Genomic DNA, 25594 nt, shown 5'->3' with positions numbered 1-25594 from the left:
ACTAAATTAAAAGCATGGAAAATAGTAACAAAACACGCTACTCAGACAGTGAACTTCAGGAATTTAAAGAATTAATTCAAGATAAATTGCGCACTGCGAAAGAAGAACTTAATGCCTTAACCTCATCATTAAGTAATCCAAACGCTAACGGTACAGAAGACACATCTGGAGCTTACAAAACATTAGAAGATGGTTCTGCAACCATGGAGAAAGAGCAAATCAATCAACTAGCTGCTCGCCAGAAAAAATTTATCGATAACCTAGAGAATGCTTTGGTTCGTATCGAAAACAAAACTTATGGTATTTGCCGCGAAACTGGTAAACTAATCCAAAAAGAGCGTTTACGTGCAGTACCTCACGCTACTTTAAGCATGGAAGCTAAATTAAAGCAGAATTAATGAAAGGCTATACAAAACCTTTAATTGTTATCTTTTTAGTTTTACTTGCCGACCAGGTTTTAAAAACGTGGATTAAAACCCATATGTATCTTGGCCAGGAGTTTAACATTATAGGTAAATGGTTTATTATCCATTTTACCGAGAATAACGGTATGGCTTTCGGGATGGAGTTTGGTGGTGAATTTGGAAAACTGGCTTTATCATTATTTCGCATTGCTGCAGTTGGCGGTATTGGTTATGGTTTGCACTATTTAATTAAGCACAAATACCATCGCGGTTTAATTATAAATGTTGCCCTTATTTTTGCAGGTGCATTAGGAAACATCATCGATTCAGTATTTTATGGCAAAATTTATGGCTACGAAAGTTGGTTTCACGGTCGCGTTGTAGATATGCTTTATTTCCCAATTGCTCAAGGGCATTTCCCAAGTTGGATTCCAATTTGGGGTGGAGATGAATTCGTATTCTTCAGACCGGTTTTTAACCTTGCGGATGCCGCCATTTCAGTTGGTGTTATACTTATCCTCATCTTCCAGAAAAATTACTTTAAAGAAGATGTTAAAGACGAAGTAAGCATTAATAGTGAAATTGTAGAAGATTAGTACCTGTCATTCTGAGCTTGTCGAAGAACAACAATTTATATAAATCCCATTTCTTAGTTGAAATGGGATTTTTTATTTTAACCTCTCCCTGTTAACACTTCTGGTTAAACATAGGTTAATGCTTTCCCTCTCCTGAAAGAGAGGGATTAAAGGAGCGCTGCATATTGACCAAATCAAAGGAATATAAATTAGAGTTTGGTTCGGTTTAACGTACAAACACTGTTTCCCTCTCTTCAAGGAGAGGGATTTGCTAAAAAGAAGAAATAACACTTCCTCTAACTGGGAGAGGTTTTTTGAAAAGCAAATCCCTACCAAAATCAAAGCTTCTTCCCGCTATCCTTACTGCCAATGAAACCTGTAGTTTAACCTTCTATCTGCTAAAAACTACGAAAGAATTAAAACGCATTGGCATTTATACTATCGGGTTTATTAACTTTGGATACTGCAAGAAACAAAAATTGTATGGCGCCAAATCTAAACTTTCTCGATATATCGTATTTAAAAACAGGGAACGAAAGGCAGAAGGAAGCTTATCAAATTTTGACTGCGAATCTCATTTTAGAAAAACTTAATCGCTTCGCTCCCATTTTGGTTGGCACTATTCCCATCAATATAGATATCAAAAACAGTGATTTGGATATCATATGTTACATTGAAAACAAAGAAGAATTCCTAAACACTTTACAAATCCACTTTCAAAATGAAAAAGGTTTTGTTATTGCTAAAAGCGAAAGGTTTAATTCTATTAAAGCAAATTTCTTCATTCAGGATTTCGAAATCGAAATATTCGGACAAGACATTCCGACACAACAACAAAATGCTTACCGTCACATGCTTATCGAACACAAATTACTAATGGAAAAGGGAGAAGATTTTAGACTGCAGGTTATTGAACTTAAAAAACAGGGTTTAAAAACCGAACCAGCTTTTGCAAAGTTGCTGGGCTTGCAGGGAGAAGCGTACGAAGAACTTTTGATGTTGGAACTCTAAAGGTGTCCGTCATTGCGGAGAATAATAAAGAAGTAATACTGTAAATCAATTTGAAAGATATTTTGAGGCGGTCGTCATTGCGAAGCACGAAGCAATCCTAATGCGAACGCTGGTCAAACAATAATTTTAAGATTGCTTCGTGCCTCGCAATGACGTAGTGGTCAAAGCAGAATCCCTACATTGTTCAATCCTTAAACAACAAACAAATCAAATAGCCAACAAAATAAGCCAGCAAATCGTAAACAGAAAAATAAGTACCTAAAACAATTGTCCAAAATTTGCTGTCTTGCAAACCTAACCAATTTACATAATGTGTTGCTTGCAAAAACTCAATAACAAAAGAAAAAATCAAGACACCTAGCGCAAGCTTTTTATTATTTGTTTCAAGGAAAATCCTAAAGAAAGCATACATCAAAACCACTACCAAAACGTCCCCTCCAAACGGGCGTATAAACGCGTCGTTCAAGTACTTTGCAATTAAAATTTCTACAATAAAAATCGTTAGAAAAATGAAGAAGAATTTTAGATTGAACGTTAATTTCATCTTTAAATATAAAATAGATTTTTCATCATTTCGACCTAAAATGAAGAGAAATATTAGTCGTTCATCGTTGCGAGGCACGAAGCATCTTACAAATATAGGTTAGACTAGCGCTTTAAGATTGCTTCGTGCCTCGCAATGACGATAGTTGAAAACAAAAAAAGCCTCAACCAGTAGGTCGAGGCTTCATATTTTTGAGATTATAGTAGACTAAACGCCTAATAATAATCTAGCTGGGTCTTCTAACAATTGTTTAACACGAACCAAGAAACCAACTGACTCACGTCCGTCGATAATTCTGTGGTCGTAAGATAAGGCAACATACATCATCGGACGAATTACCACCTCACCTTTTTCAGCAACCGGACGCTCAACAATGTTGTGCATACCTAAAATAGCCGATTGTGGTGCATTAATAATCGGAGTTGACATCATCGAACCAAAAACACCACCGTTAGTGATAGTGAAAGTTCCACCAGTCATTTCTTCAATCGTTAATTTACCATCACGAGCTTTTAAAGCCACAGCCAAAACAGCTTTTTCAATTTCTGCTAAACTCATGCTTTCAGCATTACGAATAACAGGAACTACTAAACCTTTTGGAGCTGAAACCGCGATAGAAACATCAGCAAAGTTATTATAAACTATTTCTTCACCATCGATACGAGCATTAACCGCAGGGAAATCTTTTAAAGCTTCTGTTACTGCTTTAGTAAAGAAACTCATAAAACCTAAACCAACACCATGTTTCTCTTTGAAAGAATCTTTGTATTTACCACGTAAATCCATGATTGGCTTCATATTAACCTCATTGAAAGTGGTTAACATCGCTGTCTCATTTTTCACAGTAACCAAACGTTTAGCAACTGTTTTACGTAATGGAGACATTTTCTCACGACGCTCAGAACGTGCACCAGCCGGAGCAGCAACCGTAGGAGCCGCAGCCTTAGGGCTTTCAGCTTTCGCCTTCCCAGCTTCAGCTTTTACAGCGTCGTCTTTAGTAATGCGACCATCAACGCCTGTACCTTTTACAGCACCGGCATCAATACCTTTTTCAGCAAGAATTTTGCCTGCTGCAGGAGATGGAGTTCCGGTAGCGTAGCTTTCGCCAGATTTTTCTGCAACAGGAGCCGAAGTTTTATCTTCAGCAACAACTGCTTTTTCTTCTGCTTTAGGAGCATCAGCCTTTGCAGGTGCTGTGCCACCATCTTCAATTTTACAAACTACTGCGCCAATCGCTAAAGTATCGCCTTCAGCAGCTATGGTTCTTAAAGTTCCAGCCTGCTCTGCAGTTAATTCGAAAGTAGCCTTGTCTGATTCTAACTCAGCAATAACTTCATCCATTTCAACAACATCGCCATCGTTTTTTAACCATTGCGATAAAACAACTTCGGTTATCGACTCACCAACTGGTGGAACTTTTATCTCTAAACTCATAATGTTTAATATGTCTTTATTAGCTTCTAATTTTTATATAATTACCAATGTCGAATAATCAATTATCAAATCTATCGCACATTTATGTTTGAAAATTGAAATTTGATTATTGTATATTCATCTTAATCGGCTTCCGCCATTTTTTTGCTTGCCTTTTTAGTTGCTTCTTTTACTTCTTCTTTTTTAACAGGAAGTTCTAAAGCTTTAGCTAAAATATAAGCTTGTTGATTAGCATGTTGTTTTGCAAAACCAGTTGCTGTACTGCTGCTTTCTTTTCTCGAAATCACATCAATACCTTTTAAACCGGTTTTATACAACTTGCGGAATAAATATGGCCATGCGCCCATGTTTTCTGGTTCTTCTTGTACCCAGAAAATCTCATCAGCATTTTTATATTTTGTTTTAATCGCTTCCATTTGGTCAACAGGAGTTGGATATAATTGCTCAACACGTACAATTGCAACGTGTTTAACTTTATCAGCCTGTTGTTTTTCCAGCAATTCATAGTAAATTTTACCGCTACAGAACACAACACGCGTTACATCTGAAACTTTAACATTTACATCATCAATTACCTCTTTGAAACCGCCTTCTGTAAATTCATCTAATTTAGAAACACAAGATGGATGACGTAATAAACTCTTTGGAGAAAATACAACTAATGGCTTACGGAAATCGCGTTTAAACTGGCGGCGTAAAACGTGGAAGAAGTTTGCAGGTGTAGTACAATTTACAACTTGCATGTTGTAATCTGCGCAAAGCTCCATAAAACGTTCAATACGTGCCGATGAATGCTCTGGTCCTTGGCCTTCGTAACCGTGTGGCAATAACATTACCAAACCATTTTCGCGTTGCCATTTAGTTTCGGCACTTGCAACATACTGGTCAATTACAATTTGCGCTCCGTTAAAGAAATCGCCAAATTGAGCTTCCCAGATGGTTAAAGCGTTTGGATTAGCCATCGCATATCCGTATTCGAAACCTAAAACACCATATTCTGATAAATGCGAATTGTAAATATCGAATGGTGCCTGTTGGTCTGATATATTTGCTAAAGGAACATATTCTTCCTCGCTATCTTCTAAAGTTAATACCGCATGGCGATGAGAAAAAGTACCACGTTCTACATCCTGGCCACTTAAACGAACACGTTTGCCTTCTGATAACAAAGTACCATAAGCCAATTGCTCGCCCATTGCCCAATCGAAAACGTTTGTTTCGTTAACCATTTTGGTGCGTTCAGCAAATAATTTTTCAATTTTTTTGAAGAACTTTTTATTAGATGGTAATGTTGTAATGCGTTTACCGATTTCTAATAATGTAGCTTTTTTTACTGCCGTAACCGGAGATTTTTCAAAATCTTTCGGCGTAGCCATACGTAAATCTGCCCATGCACCACCAAATTTTACTTCAGTATCTCCGGCAACAAACTCTTTAGCTTCGTTTAAGCGCTCTTGTAAAATTCCACGGAAATCTTTTTCCATTTCTTTTGCCAAGCCCGCCTCTAACTTACCTTCTTTAGTTAATTGCTCTATATAAATCTCTCTTGGATTTGGGTGTTTCTCAATTGTTTTATACAATAACGGCTGCGTGAATTTAGGTTCATCAGACTCATTGTGACCAAAACGACGGTAACACAAAATATCAATGAAAACATCGTTTTTATATTTCTGACGATATTCCATTGCTAAATTAATCGCATAAACCAAAGCTTCAGGATCATCACCATTTACATGGAATACCGGAGATAAAGTTACTTTAGCGATATCTGTACAATATGTACTTGTACGGGCATCTTTATAATTAGTAGTAAAACCGATTTGGTTGTTAATTACCAAGTGAATAGTTCCACCGGTTTTGTAACCATCTAAACCAGCCATTTGTATTACTTCGTAGACGATACCCTGACCAGCAACTGAAGCATCGCCATGAATTAAAATTGGTGCTAAACGACTGTTATCGCCACCATATTTAAAATCAATTTTCGAACGGCTCATGCCTTCTACCACACCATCAACAGTTTCTAAGTGAGATGGATTTGGACATAAACTTAAGTGAACGCTTTTGCCCGCAACAGTAGTTACATCGGTTGAATAACCTAAGTGATACTTCACATCGCCACCAAATGGTGTTTCCGGGTTGTAGCTTTTGCCTTCAAACTCTGTAAAAATATCTTTGTAAGTTTTTTGCATGATATTAGCCAACACGTTCAAACGACCGCGGTGTGCCATACCAATTACAAATTCCTCAATCCCTAAATCTGCACCTTTTTCAATAACAGAGTCTAATGCCGGAATTAAAGCCTCAGCGCCTTCTAAAGAGAAACGTTTTTGGCCTAAGAATTTTGTTCCTAAGAAATTTTCGAAACTTACTGCTTCATTCAATTTTCTAAGAATGCGTTTTTTCTCTTCGATGGAAAAATTTGGAGTGTTACGAGCACTTTCCATTTTGCCTTGAATCCAGTTCAAAACTTCTGGTGTACGTAAAAATTTAAACTCAGCTCCGATAGAGCTTGCGTAGGTTTGCTTTAAGAAAGCAACAATATCTTTTAATTTTGCAGCACCGATACCAATCTCAACTCCAGAGTTAAAAACGGTTTCTAAATCTGCGTCAGATAAACCAAAGTTTGATAAATCTAAAGAAGGTAAATGCTTGCGTCTTTCGCGTACCGGATTTGTGTGCGTAAATAAGTGACCGCGGCTTCTGTAACCATCAATCAAATTCAAAACACTAACCTCTTTTAAAAATTGTTCTGGAGTTTCTGCGGTTACTGCTCCAGCTTCAGATCCTCTTCCAAAATCGAAACCTTCAAAAAACTTTTGCCAACCAAATTCAACTGATTCAGGATCTTGCTGATACGACTGATATAAAGAATCTATATATTCGGCGTTTGCGCCATTAAGATAAGATAAACTACCCATTATTTACTGTTTACTATAAGCATTACAAAATTAGAATTTTACCTTATATAATTGGTAAAAAAGTCGATTAAAATAAGATTTATTAGAGAATAGAATCATTATTGATAAATGAAGGAATTTTGAAGTTAAGAATTAGTGAATGAGAGAATTAGTGATTATGCAAATTCAATCATTCAAAACTCAATTATTTTACAATTAACTATGATGCCCAGGTTAAGGCGTAATTTCCTTTAGGATCTAGATTTTTTAGGTTCTTATCGAAATCGAAAATACTCTTAGATTTTTGGTCGTTGCCTACACCAGCCATATTTGCCCAGTTACCCCAATTACTTGCCGGATTATAGTCAATCAGCTTTTCTTCAAAATATGCCGCACCTAAAACCCAACTCACTTCTAAATTGTTTATTAAATATAGTGCTGCAGTTTGCCGAGCAATGTTTGATATGTAACCAGTTTGATTTAGCTCGTTCATTACCGCATCAACAATTGCAAAACCAGTTTGTCCGTTTTTCCAATTATTAAGATTTTCTGCAGCATTTGCTTCATCAACAATCCCCCGGCTTCCAAATCCGTTAGGTTTAAAGAAATTGTTGCCGTACTTTTTGAACATAAAGCGGAAGTAATCCCGCCAAAGCAAGCCCAATAAAACATGGTTAAACATTGCCTTTGTATTTGGCATACTTTCCATTTTCTTAATTTCCCAATAAACTTTTCTTGGCGATAGGCAACCCATTGCCAACCAAGCAGAAAGCTTTGAAGCCAAAATTAAATTTTTGGTTGTTGCAGCTTGTTGCATGGCAACTGTAACCTTTTGCAAATTGGCTAAACCTTCGGCTTCACCACCAACATATTCAAAATCCGAACGATTATCTTTCTCGTGAATATTTAAACCTAAATCAGTTAAGGATGGGATATTGCCCCAATCAATAACTTCAGCAACATTTACTCTATCGGGTGCTGCAAAACAAGGTTTAATAATCGCATCTCTTTCAATTTTCTTTTTAAATTGATTAAATGCATCAGGAATATCTTTTATTGGGAAAGGTAAATCTTCTTTGTTGTAAAGTGTATGGCCAATAAAATGCTTTAAATTAATACGTAATTTCCAAAGGCCGTTTTCTAGCAAGCCGGAAATTTGTGTTTCTTCTTCAGCTACTTCACGATGATGATAAACTTCATTTATTTCGTACTCTTGCACCAACTCAGGAAGAATATCTTCAGGATTTCCTTCGGCAACAAGTAAGTTCCCTCCAATTTTTTTCAGAGAATTTCTTAAAGCAGCAACACTTTCCAGGATAAACTGCGCCCTGATGCTTCCGGTTTTAAGTGTACCGTATTTTGTTTCACCAAATGAACGAGAATCGAAAATATAAACGGGTAAAATTGAATCTGATTTAGCGATTGCCTCAACCAACATCTCGTTATCGTGAAGTCGAAGATCATTTCTAAACCAGACTAAAATTTTTTTAGACATCCTTATTGTAGAAATTGTGTTAAGAGCGTAATTACAAATTTATTGTATTTTTCTTCGGCATCAAAAACATGTCGAATTCTTTACAAATCCACAACAAAATACATTTTTCTTATGGAATATTATTATTCGGTGCATCATCCATCAAATTTTAAATAAATACACATAAAAAAAATGAAACGAATTTTAATTACGCTATTATTCCCTATAAGTGTTTTTGCCCAACAACAAATAAAAAGCAAGGCATCGCTAGAAAGTGTAACGGTTTACAACAATGGTGCGCAACTTACTCACAATGGAAAAATTAATGTTCCGGCAGGGTCATCAGAAGTAGTTATTAATAATATTTCGGGCCGGGTTAACGAAAGTTCAATTCAAGTTGGGGTTTCTGCTGGTGTAACCATTTTAGCTGTTCAGTTTAATCGAGATTTTTTAAATACCGAAGACTCAAATCCTCAGATAAAAATTTTAAACGATAGCATTAAAATGGTTAATACGGCGCTCGAAAAAACAAGAAACACCAAAACCGTTGAAGAACAAACTTTAGCTTTATTAGATGAAAACAGAAAGTCTGGAGGTGTTAACACAGGTACTAATGTTGCCGAATTAATAAAACTTGCGGAATATTATAGAGCAAAAAGCACCGAAGTGCGTAATGCTATAATGGCAATTAGTGTTATAGAAGATAAACAAGCCAAAAAATTAATTGCTTTACAACAACAACTGGCAGAATTACAAAACAATCCTAATCAGCAACTCGGGCAACTGGTTTTACAACTTATGGCCAAGGAAAACGTGAATGCCAATTATAATATTACATATGTAACTCCAAACGCTAATTGGTTAGCAAGCTACGACATTAAAGCAGTAAATACTTCGAGCCCCTTAAATATTGTTTATAAGGGAGCAATTACACAAAACACAGGCCTGGACTGGAAAAAGGTTAAGCTTTCGTTATCTACAGGAAATCCTAATTATAATATTACCGCACCAACTTTAAACCCTTGGTTTGTTTCAACCACTCAACCACAAATCAGACTAAGAGGAATGGAATCGCCAGTAGCAGTAGACGCAGCATTTAACGAAATTGTTGCTGTGGGTTACGGCAATGCAAAAAGACAAAACTTATCGGCAGCAGTTTCAACAATAAATAATTATACCACAGTAAATGAAACTAAGCTTGGCGTAACCTTCGATATAGATATTCCGTATGATATAAATAGCGATAATAAACCACACACTGTATCATTTAAAGAATACCAGATTCCTGCAAAATATAAATACTACGCTGCTCCGAGATTAAGTAACGATGCTTATCTATTGGCTGATGTTTTAGATTGGGAAAAACTAAATCTGCAAGCAGGAAATGCTAATATTATTTTCGAGGGAACATATACAGGCAAGTCTTTTATAAACCCTGCCAACATTTTAGATACCTTGAGTTTGAGTATGGGCAAAGACAAGAAAATTATAATTACTAAGGAAAAACAGGAAGATTTTAGCACTAAAAAATTTATTGGAAACACTAAAAAACAAACATTCACATACTTATTAAAAATCAGAAATACTAAAAAAGAAGCGATCGAATTATCTTTAAAAGACCAATATCCACTATCTACACAAAGTGATATTGAGATAGAATTATTAGAAAGCAAAGGGGCAGAAATTAACAAAGAAACTGGTATGTTAACCTGGAACTTAAAACTTGCACCAAGCGAAACCAAAACGATTAAGCTAAGTTATTCAGTTAAATCTCCAAAAAACATAATAATTGCGGGGCTGTAATGGTTCATTTGTAATTTGTTTATTAAGTCGGTTGCTCAGTGGTTATTGAATATTGATACTTGTCTATTCTAAAAAACCCTTTCGTATCTTTAGTGTTGTTTAACTATGGCAAAGAAGATTTTGATAACCGGAGCAACGGGCTTAGTAGGTTCTGCACTTAAGAAATTACTTTTAAGCAAAAACTATGAAGTAAATACGTTATCTCGAAAACCTGAAAACGAGGCTAATGCTTACAAATGGGATGTTTACAAAGAAGAAATTGACACCCGTTGCCTGGATGGTGTCGATGCTATAGTTCATTTGGCTGGCGAGGGCGTTGTAGATAAAAAATGGACAGAAGAAAGGAAGCAGCAAATTATCGACAGCCGGGTAAAATCCACAGAATTACTTTATAAAACAATATCGGCTAATAAGAATCATCAGGTTAAATCCTTTATTTCTTCATCGGCAGTTGGCTACTATGGCGATTGCGGCGATGAAATTTTAACAGAGGAAAGTCCGAATGGCTTTGGTTTTTTGGCAAAGTGCTGTTATTTGTGGGAAAAATCGGTTGATGAAGGTAAAAAACATAGTTTAAGAGTTGTAAAAGTAAGAACCGGAATTGTTTTAAGTAAAAATGGTGGCGCACTCCCACAGCTTGATTTACCTGTAAAACTATTTGCAGGCTCGGCAATTGGAACAGGAAAACAATGGGTACCTTGGCTGCATATTGATGATATGGTTGCAATTTATCTGGAAACTTTGGAAAACACCAAAATGGAAGGAAGCTATAATGCCTGTGCTCCTTTCCCCGTTACAAACAAAGGCTTTACCCAAACAATTGCAAAAGAACTCCACAGACCATTTTGGCCAATTAAAGTACCCAAAAAAGCTTTAGAAATATTAATGGGTGAAAGAACTGAAGCAATTTTAATGAGCAACAATACATCTGCCCAGAAACTTTTGGATGCAGGTTATATTTTTAAGTACACACAACTTAAAGATGCCTTAAAAAACATTTACAAAGGCTAAATTTACCCTCGTTAAAAAACAGTTAGAAATGAAGAAAACCATAAATATTTGCTGGTTACGCCGTGATTTAAGATTAGATGATAATGCCGCATTATATCATGCGCTAAAAAGTAAAAATCCGGTTCTTATTCTTTTCATTTTTGATAAAAATATTTTAGCTGATTTACCTAAAAACGACGCAAGAGTTACCTTCATTTTTGAAAAATTAACCCAGCTCAAAAGCAAACTCCAATCAAAACATTCTGATATTTTAATTGAATACGGCACGCCTGAAAAAATCTGGCCAAAGATTTTGAAAGATTACGATCTTAAGGAAGTTTACACTAACCACGATTATGAGCCTTATGCTAAAGATCGGGATGATGCAGTTGCTGAATTTTTAACAAGCGAGCAAATACCTTTTAAAACTTACAAAGATCAGGTAATTTTTGAAAGAGGTGAGATTTTAAAAGCTGATGGAACGCCATACACAGTTTTTACCCCTTATTATAAACAATGGCAAGCAAAGCTTGAAGAATTTTATTACAAGGCTTACCCCACAAAAAAGTATTTTAAAAATCTTTTTCAAACTACACGCTTATCAATGCCTACCTTAAAAGATATGGGTTTTGAAAAAAGCGAGCTCGAATTTCCCAAATTAAGTTACGAAAACAAATTAGACGATTACGGCAAACAAAGAGATTTTCCGGCAGTGGATGGAACTACACATATAGGCTTGCATTTACGTTTCGGTACATTGAGCATACGCAAAGCTGTTGCGGACGCGACTGAAGTAAAATCAAATGTATGGCTTTCTGAATTGGCCTGGAGAGAATTTTACATGATGATTTTATGGCACTTTCCCTACGCAGGCTTCGATTCATTTAAAAAACAGTATGATAAAATAAAGTGGCGAAATGATGAGCAGGAATTCAAGGCTTGGCGTGAAGGCAAAACCGGATATCCATTAGTTGATGCAGGTATGCGACAGTTAAATGAGACTGGTTGGATGCATAACCGGGTTAGAATGGTTGTTGCAAGTTTCCTTTCGAAACATTTATTAATAGACTGGCGATGGGGCGAAGCTTATTTTGCAGAAAAATTGCTCGATTATGAAATGGCCAGTAATGTTGGTGGCTGGCAATGGGCAGCAGGCTCGGGAAATGATGCTGCACCGTATTTTAGGGTTTTCAATCCCGAATTACAAGCAAAAAGATTTGACCCAAAATTTGAGTATGTAAAGAAATGGGTGCCAGAATTTGGAACAAAAAAATATGCTCAACCAATAGTTGAGCATACATTTGCACGAGAAAGAGTGCTTAAAGTTTTTAAAGAAGCGCTTAATTCGTAACGCTTACAATTTCGATATTGAAATCTAAACAAGCATTTCCAGGAATAGCTCCAGTACCGCTTCCAGATACACCATAACCTAAATCTGAAGGAATAAATATTCTAACTTTTGTTCCTGCTTTAAAGTTTTTCAAAATGCCCCAACCTTTTATGGTATCTATTAAAGTAAAAGTTGTTGGTGTACCATCAGTAGTATCGAAAACAGTTCCAGTTAAAAGTCGACCAGTATAGTTAACAGATAAAGAACTCGATGAAAGTACGGGTTCAGTTCCGGCGCCCTGTTGTGTAACAATATATCTTACTCTAGATGGATCTTTAATTGCAGTTAGAGAATTTGCAGCTAGAAAATTATCAATTTGCAATTCATCAATTTCATGTCTTTTTGATTGTGTATATATTCCCAGCTCTACCAATATATTTTCATTCGATTCTATATCTAAAGCAGGTATTCCATTTCTTCCAAAAGCTAAATTTGAAGGAATGATAACAGTTGCCTTACCGCCTCTTTTTAATTTAGAAAGCACCTCACGAACCGGAGTTAATGTGTAAGCCGAACTATTAATTACAAATCCATCAGTATAACCTAAAAATGTACCTGGGATAGAAATGTTACTTGTCTGATTTAATACTCTTCCAGATAATGTTTTGAAGGTGTAAGAATAAAATACCGAATCAGAATTTTTTAATTCGCTACCCGTTCCAAGAGTAATAATGTTATAATAGTAACCAGTAACATCTTTGGTCATGGTTAAATTATTCTGCTTAATGTAAGTTTGAATAGTAGCATCATCAACAACCTGAATAGAATCATATTGTTTCTCGCAAGCCGAGAATAACACAACTGCCAATAAAACAAGCACCAGGCTGATTTTTGTAAAGTTTTTCATTAATTATTGTACGTTTATTAATTGTATCGTAAAATCTAAAACAGAGTTTGCTGGTACAGGTCCGGTTGCCTGGCTTCCATAAGCAAGTTCTGATGGAATTATCAGCCGAATTTCTCCACCCTTTTGAATCAGAGGAATACCTATTCTCCAGCCTTCTATTAGTTGTGCAAGCACAAAAGTATTTTCAATTTTTCCACCATCATCTATTACCGTTCCATCAAGTAATTTTCCCACGTATTTTATGGTGATTTTAGTTCCCGATGGATAGGTTGACGAACCAGTACCCGGTTTTACGATTTGGTAATATAACCCTGAAGAATGTTTAGTTGCCTGTATATTGTTTTTCTCAATAAATTCAGTGATTTGCTTCTCAGCATCTTCATCCTTTTTACAAGCTGTAAATAAAACCGAAACGATTAAAAAACTGAATGCAGCGAATTTTAAAAAATTATTCTTCATTTAGTTGTTAACATCATTTAAGGTGATTGTAAAATCAAGTACAGAATTTGCTGGAATAACAGATTCTGGTGCAGTTCTGGCAACTTCACCATAACCATAATACGAAGGGATGAAAAGTCTGATTTTACCACCTTTTTGAATATAAGGCACGCCAATTTGCCATCCTGGAATTAAATTTCCTAGCACAAACGACTTTGTAACTCCTTTAGAAGAATCAAATATTCCGCCATTCATTACTCTGCCTTCATAATCTACAGAGATAGCCGTTGTAGTTTTATATTCAATACTTCCAGAACCTGGTGCAATAATTTGATAGAAAACTCCATACTGTTCATTTTTTAAAACAGCAATATTATTGGCCTTAACATAGGCTCTGATTGCAGTTGTATCCGCTTTAAATTGTGGAATTGGATCATAGGGCGCACCAACGTCCATTTTTTTACAGGCAGCAAAGCATCCTGCGATGCAAACCATTAACAAAAAATGTTTTATCTTAAGCATAGTTCGCAAAAATAAGCTTTTAATATGGTTGCAACAATTTTTAACCAAATTTAACAAATAGAGGTAAGCAAAAAGACCAAAGCTGAAAGACTAAATAACCATTATTGATACTAATTAGGCTTTCATACCTCATCAGTTCTTTCGGTTTTTCTCTTTTAGCTTTGGTCTTTAACCATTCAGCTTTTTACAGCCTTAAAAAATATATTTATTCGCTTCAATTAGTTGTTGCGCAACTCGTTGACGGGCATCTTTTACATTAAATGGTTCAACCTTAGTAAAGCGACGTAAACCAACCAACATCATGCGTTGCTCATCGCCCTCAGCAAAAGCCCAAAGTGCTTCTTTACCTGCTTTAGCGACACCATCAACCGCCTCAACCATATAAATCCTTAACAAATCTAACTGACCAGCTGAAGCTTCTTCCCCACGTAATGAAACCAATTTTTCTGTTCTTAGCAATGCTGATTCCAGTACATAAACATAACCGGCCATATCTGCAATGTTCATTAAAATTTCCTGTTCTTTACTCAAAGTCATCATTAGTTTTTGAACCGCGGCACCCGCAACCATTAAAGTTGCTTTCTTTAAATTGGCAAGGACTTTTTTCTCCGCAGCAAATAATATAGTATCTTCTTCACCAAAATCAGGAATGCTCATTAATTCAGCAGCAACCGCTGTAGCTGGCCCCATTAAATCCAATTCGCCTTTCATGGCACGTTTCAACATCATATCTACGGTTAGCAAACGGTTAATCTCATTCGTTCCCTCGAAAATTCTGTTAATACGAGCATCGCGGTATGCTCTATCCATTGGTGCATCGGCACTGAAACCCATTCCACCATAAATTTGAACCCCTTCATCAACAGTATAATCCAGCGCTTCAGAACCCCAAACCTTTAAAATGGCACATTCAACAGCAAATTGCTCCACAGATTTTAATCTGGCTTTGCCCGATTCCATTCCACCAGCGACCAATTGGTCGTAAGTATCATCTATGTTTTGTCCGGCACGGTAGTTTGCTGCATCAACTGCGTATAATTTCGAAGCCATTTCAGCAATTTTGAAACGAATGGCGCCGTATTTAGAAATCGAACGTCCAAACTGACTACGTTCATTTGAATAATTAATTGCTGTACTTAATGTTGCTTTTGATGCACCAATTGCCGCAGCAGATAATTTTATACGTCCAATATTTAAAATGTTAACCGCGATTTTGAAACCATTTTCTCTGTCGCTCAACATATTCTCAACAGGAACTTCGCAGTCGTTAAAGAAAACCTGACGGGTTGATGAACCTTTGATACCCATCTTATGTTCTTCAGGATTCATGGTAATGCCACCAAAATCTTTCTCCACAATAAAAGCAGTTAAGTTTTTATCATCATCAATTTTGGCAAAAACGATAAAAATATCTGCAAAACCACCGTTGGTAATCCACATTTTTTGTCCGTTGATGATATAATGTTTACCGTCAGCACTTAAAACGGCTTTGGTTTTACCCGAATTTGCATCCGAACCTGAATTTGGTTCTGTTAAACAATAAGCCGCTTTCCATTCACCCGAACCCAATTTTGGAATGTATTTGGCTTTTTGTTCTTCGTTACCGTAATAAAGGATGGGTAAAGTTCCAATTCCTGTATGTGCAGAAAGTGCCACTGCAAAAGAGTGACCAGCGCCAACCACATCGGCAACCAACATAGAAGTATTGAAGTTTTTGCCGAAACCTCCATATTCTTCTGGAACAGAAACACCCAAAATACCCAATTCACCGGCTTTGGTTAAAAGCGTTGGCATCAATTCAGGGTCTTCCTGCTTATCAATTTTATCTAAGTTTGGATAAACTTCAGCCTCCAAAAAATCGCGACAAGTTTGCGCAATCATTTGTTGCTCTTCATCAAATTCTTCAGGAATAAATACATCCTGGTAAGCAGTTTCTTTAATTAAGAATTCGCCGCCTTTAATTGTTTTTTTTTCAGTTGTTTCCATTTTAATAGTATCTAGTAGCGAGTATCAAGTATCAAGACTGGGCTCGAAAACCCGGTATCTCTAAGTTTAATATTTAGCTAGGTGTTAATGCTCTTACCTAAAGCGTAAACCATTTTTTGAATCTCAATAGTTTTTTCTATCAGATTGTCTGCAAGGCTGTCATCCAAAAGTTCAAGCTTATTTGAAATAATCAATTGTGTTTCTAACTCAAAAGCCGAACCTTGGCTAATTGTGAGAAAGTGTTTAAATTGAGGATTACTTCCTCTGCCTGACCCCTCTGCAATATTCGAGGAAATTGAAACTGAACATCTTTTCATTTGCGAAATCAGACCATATTTTTCATCATTTGGTAAAAGTGAAGCTGCCTTATAAACTTCAACTGCCAGTTCAATTGATTTTTGCCAGACCTTTAAATCTTTAAAATTGTGCATATTAGATAGTGTTAAGATTTGAATAAAATATTTGGGATGATTTTTTTAAGGATGACGTTTTTCCCCTTGCTATTCATCTTGATACTTGATACTCATATCTTGATACTATCCTAAAACAGCTCAAAAATCCCTGCTGCACCTTGCCCGGTACCCACGCACATGGTTACCATTCCATATTGTTTATTCTGTCTTTTTAGTTCGTTAAGCATTTGAACCGACAATTTCGCTCCGGTACAACCCAGCGGATGCCCCAATGCAATTGCTCCACCATTTACATTAATGATGTCTGGATTTAAATCCAAAGTCCTGATAATCGCTAAAGATTGTGAAGCAAAAGCTTCGTTCAGTTCGATTAAATCAATATCATCTTGTTTCAAACCTGCTTGTTTCAATGCTTTCGGAATCGCCTCAATCGGACCAATACCCATAATTCTTGGCGGAACACCAGCCACACCATAACTTACTAATCTGGCTATTGGCTCAGCATTTAACTCTTTCATTTTCTTTTCAGAAACCACTAAAACAAATGCTGCACCATCAGATGTTTGCGATGAATTACCAGCGGTAACACTTCCAACCGCATCAAAAACTGGTTTCAATTTTGCCAATTTATCTAAAGTCGTATCAGCACGCGGTCCCTCATCTATATCAACCACATAAGAACGCGTTTTCTTTTTCAGGTTCTCATCCAGGTAATTTTCATTAACCGTAATTGGCAAAACGCCATCTTTCAAATGACCATTTTTAATCGCATGAATCGCTTTCTCATGAGATTTCAAAGAAAATGCGTCCTGGTCTTCGCGACTCACATTGTATTCTTTGGCAACCGCCTCAGCAGTTAAACCCATTCCCCAATACCAATCTGGATTGTTCTTGGCAACCTCCGCATTCGGCACCAATTTCCAGCCACCGAAAGGCATTCCACTCATCACTTCTACGCCGCCTGCGATGATACAATCGGCCATTCCAGCTTTAATTTTTGCAACTGCAGTCGCAATCGTATCCAAGCCCGATGCGCAATAACGGTTCACCGTAACCCCTGGAACCTTGTCCGTATCCAAGCCCATCAGCGAAATCATACGGGCAATATTTAAGCCCTGTTCTGCCTCTGGCGTAGCATTACCCACAATTACATCGTCAATTTGTTCTTTATCTAAATTCGGAACCGAGGCCACCAAAGCCCTAATCACTTCCGCAGCCAAATCATCAGCTCTTGTAAAACGGAATACGCCACGGGGCGCCTTGCCCACTGCTGTACGATATCCGGCTATAATGTATGCTTCCATTGTTTTAGTATTTAGTAGCGAGTATCAAGTATCAAGACAGGGCTCAAATTTGAAATCGCCAATATTTTATTTTTATTTATAATTAGAAAAGCAAAACCTGCATTTCATCGGTTCGGGTAGTCCCGCTATTCGTTTCAATCTTTTTAAACTTCTGTCATTCCTCTCATGTCCGTCATTACGAGGAGGAACGACGTGGCAATCTTTCTTGTCAGAACCACCAAAAAGTATTTCCACTTCTATCAGGTTTAGAGAGGTTGAGACTGTTTTTCAAATTCAATTAACACCCAGCCTTGCAGGCACCCCTCTGGAAGAGGGGAATTTCCCCTTAGAGTTTTATAACCCTTCTACAAAACCCACCGCTTTAAGATTGCTTCGTGCCTCGCAATGACGAGATGGCTAAACAAACTCCAATCTTGATACTTGATACTCATATCTTGATACCTATATCGCAATACTCATATCTCGATACTCCGTCTAATTCCTCAACGGTTTCCCCTTCGTTATTATTGATTGAATCCGCTCTAAACTTTTCCTTTCTCCGGCAAGTGATAAAAACGCTTCTCTTTCCAAATCCAACAAATATTGTTCACTTACTTCTGTTGGAGACGATAAATCGCCACCGCACATTACGTAACCTAATTTTTCAGAGATTTTTTTATCGTGCTCGGAAATGAAATGACCAGCATACATGCTATTCGCACCTGCATAAACAATTCCCAAACCTTGTTTACCCAATACTTTAATATCTGTACGTTGAACAGGCTTGGTATAACCTGCATCAGCCAATTCTATCGCTTTTGCTTTTGCATCGGCCAGTAAACGGTTGCGGTTCATCGAAATTGAGAATTTGTCTTTTTGCAGGTAACCCAATTCATAAGCCTCATAACCCGAAGTGGAAACTTTGGCCATACCAATGGTTAAGAAACGCTCTTTTAAAGCATTTTGAACAATCTGGTCGTCTTTATATTCATCAGAAGCACGCAAAGCAAACTCTTTGGTACCACCACCACCTGGAATAACACCAACACCAAACTCCACTAAACCCATATAAGTTTCTGCCGATAACTGAACGTGGTCGGCGTGTAAGCTAAACTCGCAACCACCACCTAAAGTTAAATTATGTGGCGCCACTACAACCGGAATCGATGAGTAACGAATGCGCATCGAAGTATTCTGGAACATGCGAATCGCCATATTCAATTCATCCCACTCCTGCTCTACCGCCATCATAAAAATCATCCCAACGTTTGCACCAGCAGAGAAGTTTGCACCATCATTACCGATAACTAAACCACGATAATCTTTCTCCGCCATATCAATGGCTTTGTTAATGCCCGAAATCACATCACCGCCAATGGTATTCATTTTGGTGTGAAATTCTACATTCAGAATACCATCGCCTAAATCTATAATCGAAACACCAGAGTTTTTCCAAAGGGTTTTATTTTCACGAACGTTATCTAAAATGATAAAATCATCGGTTCCAGGTAAAGCTTTGTAAGATTTAGATGGAATATCATAGTACTTTTTAACGCCGCCTTCAACTTTATAAAATGAAGTGTTTCCAGCATCAAGCATTTCATGAACCCAGGCCGCAGCTTTGTTTCCATATTGCTCCATTCCTTCAATCGCTTCTTTCACGCCAACGGCATCCCAAAGCTCAAAAGGTCCAAGTTCCCAACCGAAACCCGCACGCATGGCATCATCAATGCGGTACAATTCATCAGAAATCTCTGGAATTCTATCTGATACATATTCAAATAACCCAAAAGAAGAATGGCGGAATAATTCACCTGCCTTATCTTTTCCTTTCGCAAAAATCTTCATGCGTTCGCGAAGATTTTCAACAGGCTTGGTCATTTCTAAAGTAGCCGATTTTACTTTTTGCTGAGGTTTATATTCAAGCGTTTTTAAATCAAGCGCAAGAATTTCAGTTTTGCCTTCAGCTGTTTTAGTCTTCTTATAGAAACCCTGTTTGGTTTTATCGCCCAACCATTTATTCTCTTCCATTTTTTTAACATACTCAGGAAGCTTAAATAAATCGTGTGCTTTATCCTCAGGACAATTATCATAAAGTCCTTTGGCAACCTTAATCATGGTATCTAAGCCCACTACATCCGAAGTACGGAACGTAGCCGATTTTGGTCTGCCCAAAGCAGGACCTGTGAATTTATCAACTTCCTCAACTGTTAAATCAAGTTTTTCAACCAAATGAAGCAAAGCCATAATGGAATAAACGCCAATGCGGTTAGCGATAAATGCAGGTGTATCCTTACATAAAACCGTGGTTTTACCTAAAAATTTATCACCATAATGCATTAAGAAATCTACAATTTCCGGTTTGGTATGCGGCGTTGGAATAACTTCCAATAATTTTAAATAACGAGGAGGATTAAAAAAGTGTGTGCCGCAGAAGTTCGCTTTAAAATCTTCACTTCTACCTTCAGCCATTAAATGGATTGGAATACCAGAAGTGTTTGAAGTAATTAAAGTACCAGGTTTGCGAAACTGCTCTACCTGCTCGAAAACTTTTTTCTTAATGTCAAGATTTTCTACAACCACTTCAATCACCCAATCAAAACCTGCAATTTTCGACATATCATCATCGAAGTTTCCGGTTTTAATTTTGTTCAATACTTTTTTGGAATATACCGGTGACGGATTGGTTTTAACAGCCGTTTGCAAAGCTGTATTTACAATCCGGTTTTTAACCACAGGTTTATCCAACGTTAGTCCTTTAGCCTGCTCTTCTGACGTCAGTTCTTTTGGTGCGATATCTAAAAGCAACACCTCTACACCAATATTGGCGAAATGGCATGCAATACGCGAACCCATAATCCCTGAACCCAGAACAGCAACTTTATTAATGCTTCGTTTCATATTAATCAACAGTATATGCTACAGTTATATCATTTAGTTTTATTAATAAATTAATGAATGTCTCCTTTTCCTTTTTAGAGAAATGCTCGTCGAGATACTCATTAAATTTTCGAACAACGCCCTTGGCCAATTGTTTCTTTTCTTTTCCAAAATCGGTAAGAAAAACCTTTACCGAACGCTTATCACCTGCCGATGTTTCGCGATAAATCAGATTGGCATCTTCCATGTTATTTAACATTCGAGAAAGACTGGTAGCCTTTACACCAAGCAAGCCAGCTAAATTCGAAACAGCAGTACCTTCATCATCATTTATGTTAATCAGCATGTAACCTATGGCTTGGGTAATCCCAAAACTAGATGCCATTTGATTATACTTATTAAACATGTTTTGCCATGCAAACTTCACATGGTAATCAATAGTTTGCTGTTGTTTCATTTACGTAATTTATTATGCTTGCATAACAAAGCTAATGAATGTATTTTGTTAATGCAATAGGAAAATTCAAAATATTTGTCAAAAGATTCTTATAATTGATTCAACACAAATGAAAATGCCCTATGTTAGTTTTTAGAAAAATATTTAGTCTCTCATTGTTTATTTTAATGGGATTGAATTGCTGCGCTCAAGTATCTTATTTTGCTAAAGAATCTATATCTGATGATAAATTAGAGCTATTCAAGAAGACTACAACTCTTTTTACATTGCAGTATAAAGATTACGCAGAACTAGAAAAATTTGATGAAGCAATAAAAAAAAGCTGGACAATCACGCCATATAAAATCATAAAGCCACAAGAATTGGCATCATACAATACGCTTGAGAATTATTCCTTTTTCTACTTTGATGCCTATAGCGAAAAGATTGATGAAACTAGTAAAGCGAACATAGTATACGTTTTAAAACTTGCCACACCATCGAAAAAACCGAAAGAAAAGGAAGAATTTGCACTAGCAACTGTTACACTATTTGCAGATATGTACACAAACATGCAAGTAAACACAATGGATGAACAATCTGGTTCTAAAAAAGCTAAAAAATCAAGGCTATTGAATGATTTATTTAACGCTTCAATTTTCCATAACTGGTCGCCAGGATTTTTAGCGGGTTACCTTAAGCAAATAAATGATGGTTTAACATCAGAAAAAAACAGGTCGTTAGAATTTGAGTTTTATAACAAAGTAAGATTACCACAGTTATCAACACAAACATTATATGTACCAGAATACATAAAAAACTCTTTTAACACAATTAGAGGAGAAGGTGCGGTAAGTAATTACGATGCAACTACAATACAAGAACCATATACATATAAACTAAAGTTTTCAAACTATGATGAATTGGATAGTTTAATTCTTGATAAAAGCACGCCCATTAAATACGTAATATATACACAACGTGGCAGCGATAAAATAATTAGTATTTATGATAGTCGTGATAATCAAATCATCTATCAAAAGTTTTCTCCGAATACGTTAAATTTTGAGATGAATGATTTAAGTAGTATTCAGAAACTGATAAAAACGATTAAATAAAAAATGCCCCTTAATTTTCATCGAGGGCACTGAAAAAGTAGACTTAAAAATGGTCTATAAAAAGATTAGCGGATGGGTAGGTTATAAGATCTCCATCCGCTTTTTGTTTTTTGAGTATTTTTATATTTTTACGGGGCCCAATCTATTGAGATTTCTCGCCGAATTCTGGTATTTTATGGTTGTTTTTAGGATATTTTGTGGCAATGATGATCCCGCTTTAGAATATGAGGATTCTTTTAAGATTAACTACGAATATCGCAAGTGCACCTTGCATTTTCATGCTTTCCAGGCCATAAGAGTTCGCTCTGTCATATCCATGAATATTTTTCAATTCACTATTTTTCGCCTCAATTTTATATCTATGTTTTGATTTCTCCCTAAAGTACTCGCTTTGTTGGAATATTTCCTGTTCTTTATGCTCATCTGGTTTTATGGCGACCGAGTAAGTCCTGCTTTTGGCTTCCGATTTATAGCAGCCATCTCTTAGCGGGCATACTTTGCATTTTTCGATATCGAAATAATAGGTCATCATCTGGTTTTTCCTGTCTACCTTTTTGCCCTGCACCCGTTTATACATAGCCAGGTGCCCTGCGGGGCATACGAACATATCTGCATCTTTATTGTAATCAAACTTTTCTTCCTCTTTTCTGGTACCATGAGTAATAGCAGGGTTCATCCTGGCAACTATCTTAACCTTATTTCCGTTCAAACCCTTAAGCTTAAGGTTGTTCTTGCCAGCATAGGCTGCATCACCTATAATAGTATCCACCTCCATTCCGTTTGACTGTGTCTGACCCAATAATTTTGGTAGCTCAGGACCATCTCCTTTCTCTCCGGAGGTAACAACAGCTGCTGTTATGATACGCTCCTCTGTCATTGCCAAATGAGTTTTGTAACCAAAAAAGCTACTATCAGCGGTTTTGTGTCCGACTCTGGCATCCATATCTTTGGATAAGGTGTAGTTATCCTGGGTATCTTCTACTGTTTCTTTTAAGAGGTTTAGCTTCTCTTTCACTGCAGGAATTTCACTTAATGCTTCATCAGACTCGATAACTTTTTGTAATTCCTTGCAGTATTCTATTTCTTTAAGAATATCATTTGAATCATTTTTCTCAGGCATCTGACCCTTGAAGTCATCATCCATTAGGTACACTGCTTTTCGAAGCAGTTTTGAGCGTTGCCTGAGTACTTCAATAGGTGAATATGGATTGGATCTGGAAAGTGAATGTGTCGCATCGACAATGATGGACCTGGATTTAATAATGCCTTTTTCCAATGCAAGGGAAACAGTTTTACCAATTAGAAGGTTTAAAAGATCCATGTCCTTGAGGCGGAGCTTTCGGAACTTGGTCAATGAGCTTGAATTGATCACATCCTCCTCCGGGGACATCTCCAGGAAATATTTGAAGGACATATCATAGCGGGAACGTTCTACCACATCAACATCTGAAACCGTATAAATTGTTTTCAGCAATAAGTATTTAAACATGCGTACCGGACTCTCAGCATTACGCCCGTTGTCCGGGCAGTATTTATCCAGAAGCTCATCATATATAAAACCAAAATCTATAAGCTCATTAATCTTGCGCAGTAAGTTCTCTTTGGGAACAATCAGGTCATAAAGCCTGGAAAACTCGCTAAACTGGATTTTTTGTTGTTGAAGAAGCATCTTAAAAGCAGTAATAATATACCTTTAAAATACAAAAAAAGGAGCAGAAAAACTAGTTTTCTACTCCTTTTGTCCTTTTCAATTAGGGGACTTTTTCAGTGCCCTCATTTTCATCAAGGGGCATTTTTTATAATTTATTAATTCCTAATATAAAGTAAACTCTACACGACGGTTTTTCTGACGACCAGCTGCAGTTTTGTTAGTTGCAATTGGTTGACCCATTCCGTAACCTGTAGCTTCGATACGAGATGCGTTAGCACCTTGAGAAACTAAGTAAGCTTTTACAGATTCTGCTCTAGCTTTAGATAAACGTAAGTTTAATTCTTTAGAACCAGTATTATCAGTGTGACCAGCTAATTTTAAGCTGAAGTTTTTCTGAACTAATAAAGCAGCAACTCTATTTAATGATGCAAAAGATTTAGAACGAATAGTCGCTTTGTTTAAGTCGAATTCTAAGTTTTTAATTGCTTCATTAACAACTTTACGATCTTCTTCTGTAACTACAACTTTCTCAACAACTTTTTCTGGAGTTTTTAAAGGACAACCAGAACCATCTACTACAGTACCAGAAGGTGTTCCAGGGCATTTATCTAATTTATCAGCAACACCATCACCATCAGTATCTTTTAATAAATCAGCCATTTCTGAACGTAATTTGGCATTTTCAGCTTTTTGAGCATCTAAATCACCTTTTAACGCGTTAGCAGTATTTTTTGCAGCAAGCGCTTCATCATAGGTAGCTGCTACCGGATTGTGGAAAGCTAATTGTTTTCCTTTACCTAAAGCAAACTCTAAACCTGCGTAAGCGTAGTTGTATTTATCATTATTTCCGTTTCTGTATAAACCATCTAAGTTATCGCCATCAACATAGTTGATAGTCCAACCTAAATCGATGTTTACACCATCAGAAACTTTGAATTTAGCACCAACACCTACCGGAATAATTAATTCGTTGATAGTTTTACCACCTGCATATGCGGTAGCGCCACCTGCAGTAGTAATAGTTGGTTTGTAACCAGCTAAACCAGCACCTGCTGATGCATAAAGTTGAACAGCGTTTTCTTTTCTGAACATATCAATATTAAACATATTGATAACAGCGTTTAAACTTGCTGAATAATTTAATTTAGTATCAAAAGCTGAAACTGTGCTCGTGTTAGTAAAACCACTATCATAAGCTTCAGTATTATCGCCTTTTAACTTACCCATTACTCCGTCTAAACGTAATGAGAAATAGTTAGTTAATTGTTTTTTAACGTATAATCCGTATCCAAAACTTGTTTTATTATTGCTAAAATCATTTCTTCCACCCAATGGAGATAATGGAGTTAAACCTCCGGCGTTAACGCCAATAGACCAAGTTCTGAAAGGAGTTGTTGTTGTTGCTGCAGGCTCCTGAGCCACTGCTGCTGATCCAACTAATAATCCGGCTATTACTACCGGTAGGGATTTAAATAAATTTGATTTCATGTCGTTT

21 protein-coding genes are annotated in these 25594 nt (G+C 36.7%); 7 read left to right on the top strand and 14 right to left on the bottom strand.

The window, feature by feature from the left end; translation table 11 throughout:
* Positions 1-14: 14 nt before the first annotated feature.
* The 3 genes from ACO05K_RS19690 (at position 15) to ACO05K_RS19680 (ending at position 1990) form a co-directional block, all read left to right on the top strand.
* Positions 15-398, top strand: a complete 384-nt coding sequence (locus ACO05K_RS19690; RefSeq protein WP_421946106.1) for a TraR/DksA family transcriptional regulator — start codon at positions 15-17, stop codon at positions 396-398.
* Positions 398-1000, top strand: a complete 603-nt coding sequence (locus ACO05K_RS19685) for a lipoprotein signal peptidase (protein WP_421946105.1) — start codon at positions 398-400, stop codon at positions 998-1000. Before ACO05K_RS19690 ends, ACO05K_RS19685 begins: the two co-directional genes overlap by 1 nt.
* 405 nt (positions 1001-1405) lie before the next feature.
* Complete coding sequence (locus ACO05K_RS19680; RefSeq protein ID WP_421946104.1) at positions 1406-1990, top strand: DUF4269 domain-containing protein; 585 nt, start codon at positions 1406-1408, stop codon at positions 1988-1990.
* A gap of 184 nt (positions 1991-2174) precedes the next feature.
* On the opposite strand, the gene ACO05K_RS19675 is transcribed toward ACO05K_RS19680, so the two are convergent.
* From ACO05K_RS19675 to ACO05K_RS19660, 4 genes are all read right to left on the bottom strand, one after another.
* Positions 2175-2534, bottom strand: a complete 360-nt coding sequence (locus ACO05K_RS19675) for a DUF2809 domain-containing protein (RefSeq protein WP_421946103.1) — start codon at positions 2532-2534, stop codon at positions 2175-2177.
* A gap of 207 nt (positions 2535-2741) precedes the next feature.
* On the bottom strand, positions 2742-3968 hold the full coding sequence (gene odhB / locus ACO05K_RS19670; RefSeq protein ID WP_421946102.1) for a 2-oxoglutarate dehydrogenase complex dihydrolipoyllysine-residue succinyltransferase: 1227 nt from the start codon (positions 3966-3968) through the stop codon (positions 2742-2744).
* Between the two features lie 122 nt (positions 3969-4090).
* Positions 4091-6889 carry a 2-oxoglutarate dehydrogenase E1 component gene (locus ACO05K_RS19665; protein WP_421946101.1) on the bottom strand — a complete coding sequence of 933 codons (2799 nt, stop codon included), beginning with the start codon at positions 6887-6889 and terminating at the stop codon, positions 4091-4093.
* A gap of 199 nt (positions 6890-7088) precedes the next feature.
* On the bottom strand, positions 7089-8363 hold the full coding sequence (locus ACO05K_RS19660) for a DASH family cryptochrome (protein ID WP_421946100.1): 1275 nt from the start codon (positions 8361-8363) through the stop codon (positions 7089-7091).
* Positions 8364-8534: 171 nt separating this feature from the next.
* On the opposite strand from ACO05K_RS19660, the gene ACO05K_RS19655 reads away from it, so the two are divergent.
* From ACO05K_RS19655 to ACO05K_RS19645, 3 genes are all read left to right on the top strand, one after another.
* Positions 8535-10145: a DUF4139 domain-containing protein gene (locus ACO05K_RS19655; protein WP_421946099.1), complete on the top strand. Its 1611-nt coding sequence runs from the start codon at positions 8535-8537 to the stop codon at positions 10143-10145.
* A 105-nt stretch (positions 10146-10250) separates the two neighbouring features.
* On the top strand, positions 10251-11156 hold the full coding sequence (locus ACO05K_RS19650) for a TIGR01777 family oxidoreductase (RefSeq protein ID WP_421946098.1): 906 nt from the start codon (positions 10251-10253) through the stop codon (positions 11154-11156).
* Positions 11157-11184: 28 nt separating this feature from the next.
* Positions 11185-12486: a cryptochrome/photolyase family protein gene (locus tag ACO05K_RS19645; protein WP_421946097.1), complete on the top strand. Its 1302-nt coding sequence runs from the start codon at positions 11185-11187 to the stop codon at positions 12484-12486.
* Here the strand turns inward: ACO05K_RS19645 and ACO05K_RS19640 are convergent.
* The 8 genes from ACO05K_RS19640 to ACO05K_RS19605 all read right to left on the bottom strand — a co-directional run bounded on the left by ACO05K_RS19640 (position 12476) and on the right by ACO05K_RS19605 (position 21351).
* Positions 12476-13372 carry an FKBP-type peptidyl-prolyl cis-trans isomerase gene (locus ACO05K_RS19640; RefSeq protein WP_421946096.1) on the bottom strand — a complete coding sequence of 299 codons (897 nt, stop codon included), beginning with the start codon at positions 13370-13372 and terminating at the stop codon, positions 12476-12478. The genes ACO05K_RS19645 and ACO05K_RS19640 overlap by 11 nt on opposite strands.
* 3 nt (positions 13373-13375) lie before the next feature.
* Positions 13376-13831, bottom strand: a complete 456-nt coding sequence (locus tag ACO05K_RS19635) for an FKBP-type peptidyl-prolyl cis-trans isomerase (protein WP_421946095.1) — start codon at positions 13829-13831, stop codon at positions 13376-13378.
* Positions 13832-14332 (bottom strand): FKBP-type peptidyl-prolyl cis-trans isomerase, encoded by a 501-nt coding sequence (locus ACO05K_RS19630; RefSeq protein WP_421946094.1) that lies wholly within the window; start codon positions 14330-14332, stop codon positions 13832-13834.
* A gap of 192 nt (positions 14333-14524) precedes the next feature.
* The gene (locus ACO05K_RS19625; protein ID WP_421946093.1) at positions 14525-16318 is read right to left on the bottom strand and encodes an acyl-CoA dehydrogenase family protein; all 1794 of its coding nucleotides are present in this window, start codon (positions 16316-16318) and stop codon (positions 14525-14527) included.
* Between the two features lie 77 nt (positions 16319-16395).
* The gene (locus ACO05K_RS19620; protein WP_421946092.1) at positions 16396-16749 is read right to left on the bottom strand and encodes a four helix bundle protein; all 354 of its coding nucleotides are present in this window, start codon (positions 16747-16749) and stop codon (positions 16396-16398) included.
* Between the two features lie 110 nt (positions 16750-16859).
* Entirely contained in the window at positions 16860-18035 is a 1176-nt protein-coding gene (locus ACO05K_RS19615; RefSeq protein WP_421946091.1) for an acetyl-CoA C-acyltransferase, read from the bottom strand.
* A gap of 474 nt (positions 18036-18509) precedes the next feature.
* Positions 18510-20915, bottom strand: a complete 2406-nt coding sequence (locus ACO05K_RS19610; protein ID WP_421946090.1) for a 3-hydroxyacyl-CoA dehydrogenase NAD-binding domain-containing protein — start codon at positions 20913-20915, stop codon at positions 18510-18512.
* A gap of 1 nt (position 20916) precedes the next feature.
* Positions 20917-21351: a MarR family winged helix-turn-helix transcriptional regulator gene (locus ACO05K_RS19605; RefSeq protein ID WP_421946089.1), complete on the bottom strand. Its 435-nt coding sequence runs from the start codon at positions 21349-21351 to the stop codon at positions 20917-20919.
* Positions 21352-21518: 167 nt separating this feature from the next.
* Between ACO05K_RS19605 and ACO05K_RS19600 the strand changes: the two genes are divergently transcribed.
* Entirely contained in the window at positions 21519-22448 is a 930-nt protein-coding gene (locus ACO05K_RS19600) for a hypothetical protein (RefSeq protein ID WP_421946088.1), read from the top strand.
* A gap of 217 nt (positions 22449-22665) precedes the next feature.
* Here the strand turns inward: ACO05K_RS19600 and ACO05K_RS19595 are convergent, their stop codons facing one another.
* Positions 22666-24117, bottom strand: coding sequence for an IS1182 family transposase (locus ACO05K_RS19595; RefSeq protein ID WP_421946087.1), 1452 nt, complete (start codon positions 24115-24117; stop codon positions 22666-22668).
* A 144-nt stretch (positions 24118-24261) separates the two neighbouring features.
* Positions 24262-25587, bottom strand: a complete 1326-nt coding sequence (locus ACO05K_RS19590) for a DUF6089 family protein (RefSeq protein ID WP_421946086.1) — start codon at positions 25585-25587, stop codon at positions 24262-24264.
* Positions 25588-25594 lie beyond the last annotated feature (7 nt).

Origin of the sequence: Pedobacter sp. (genome assembly GCF_965227205.1) — a bacterium.
GTDB lineage: Bacteria > Bacteroidota > Bacteroidia > Sphingobacteriales > Sphingobacteriaceae > Pedobacter.
This window is presented reverse-complemented; position numbering and strand designations above follow the sequence as displayed.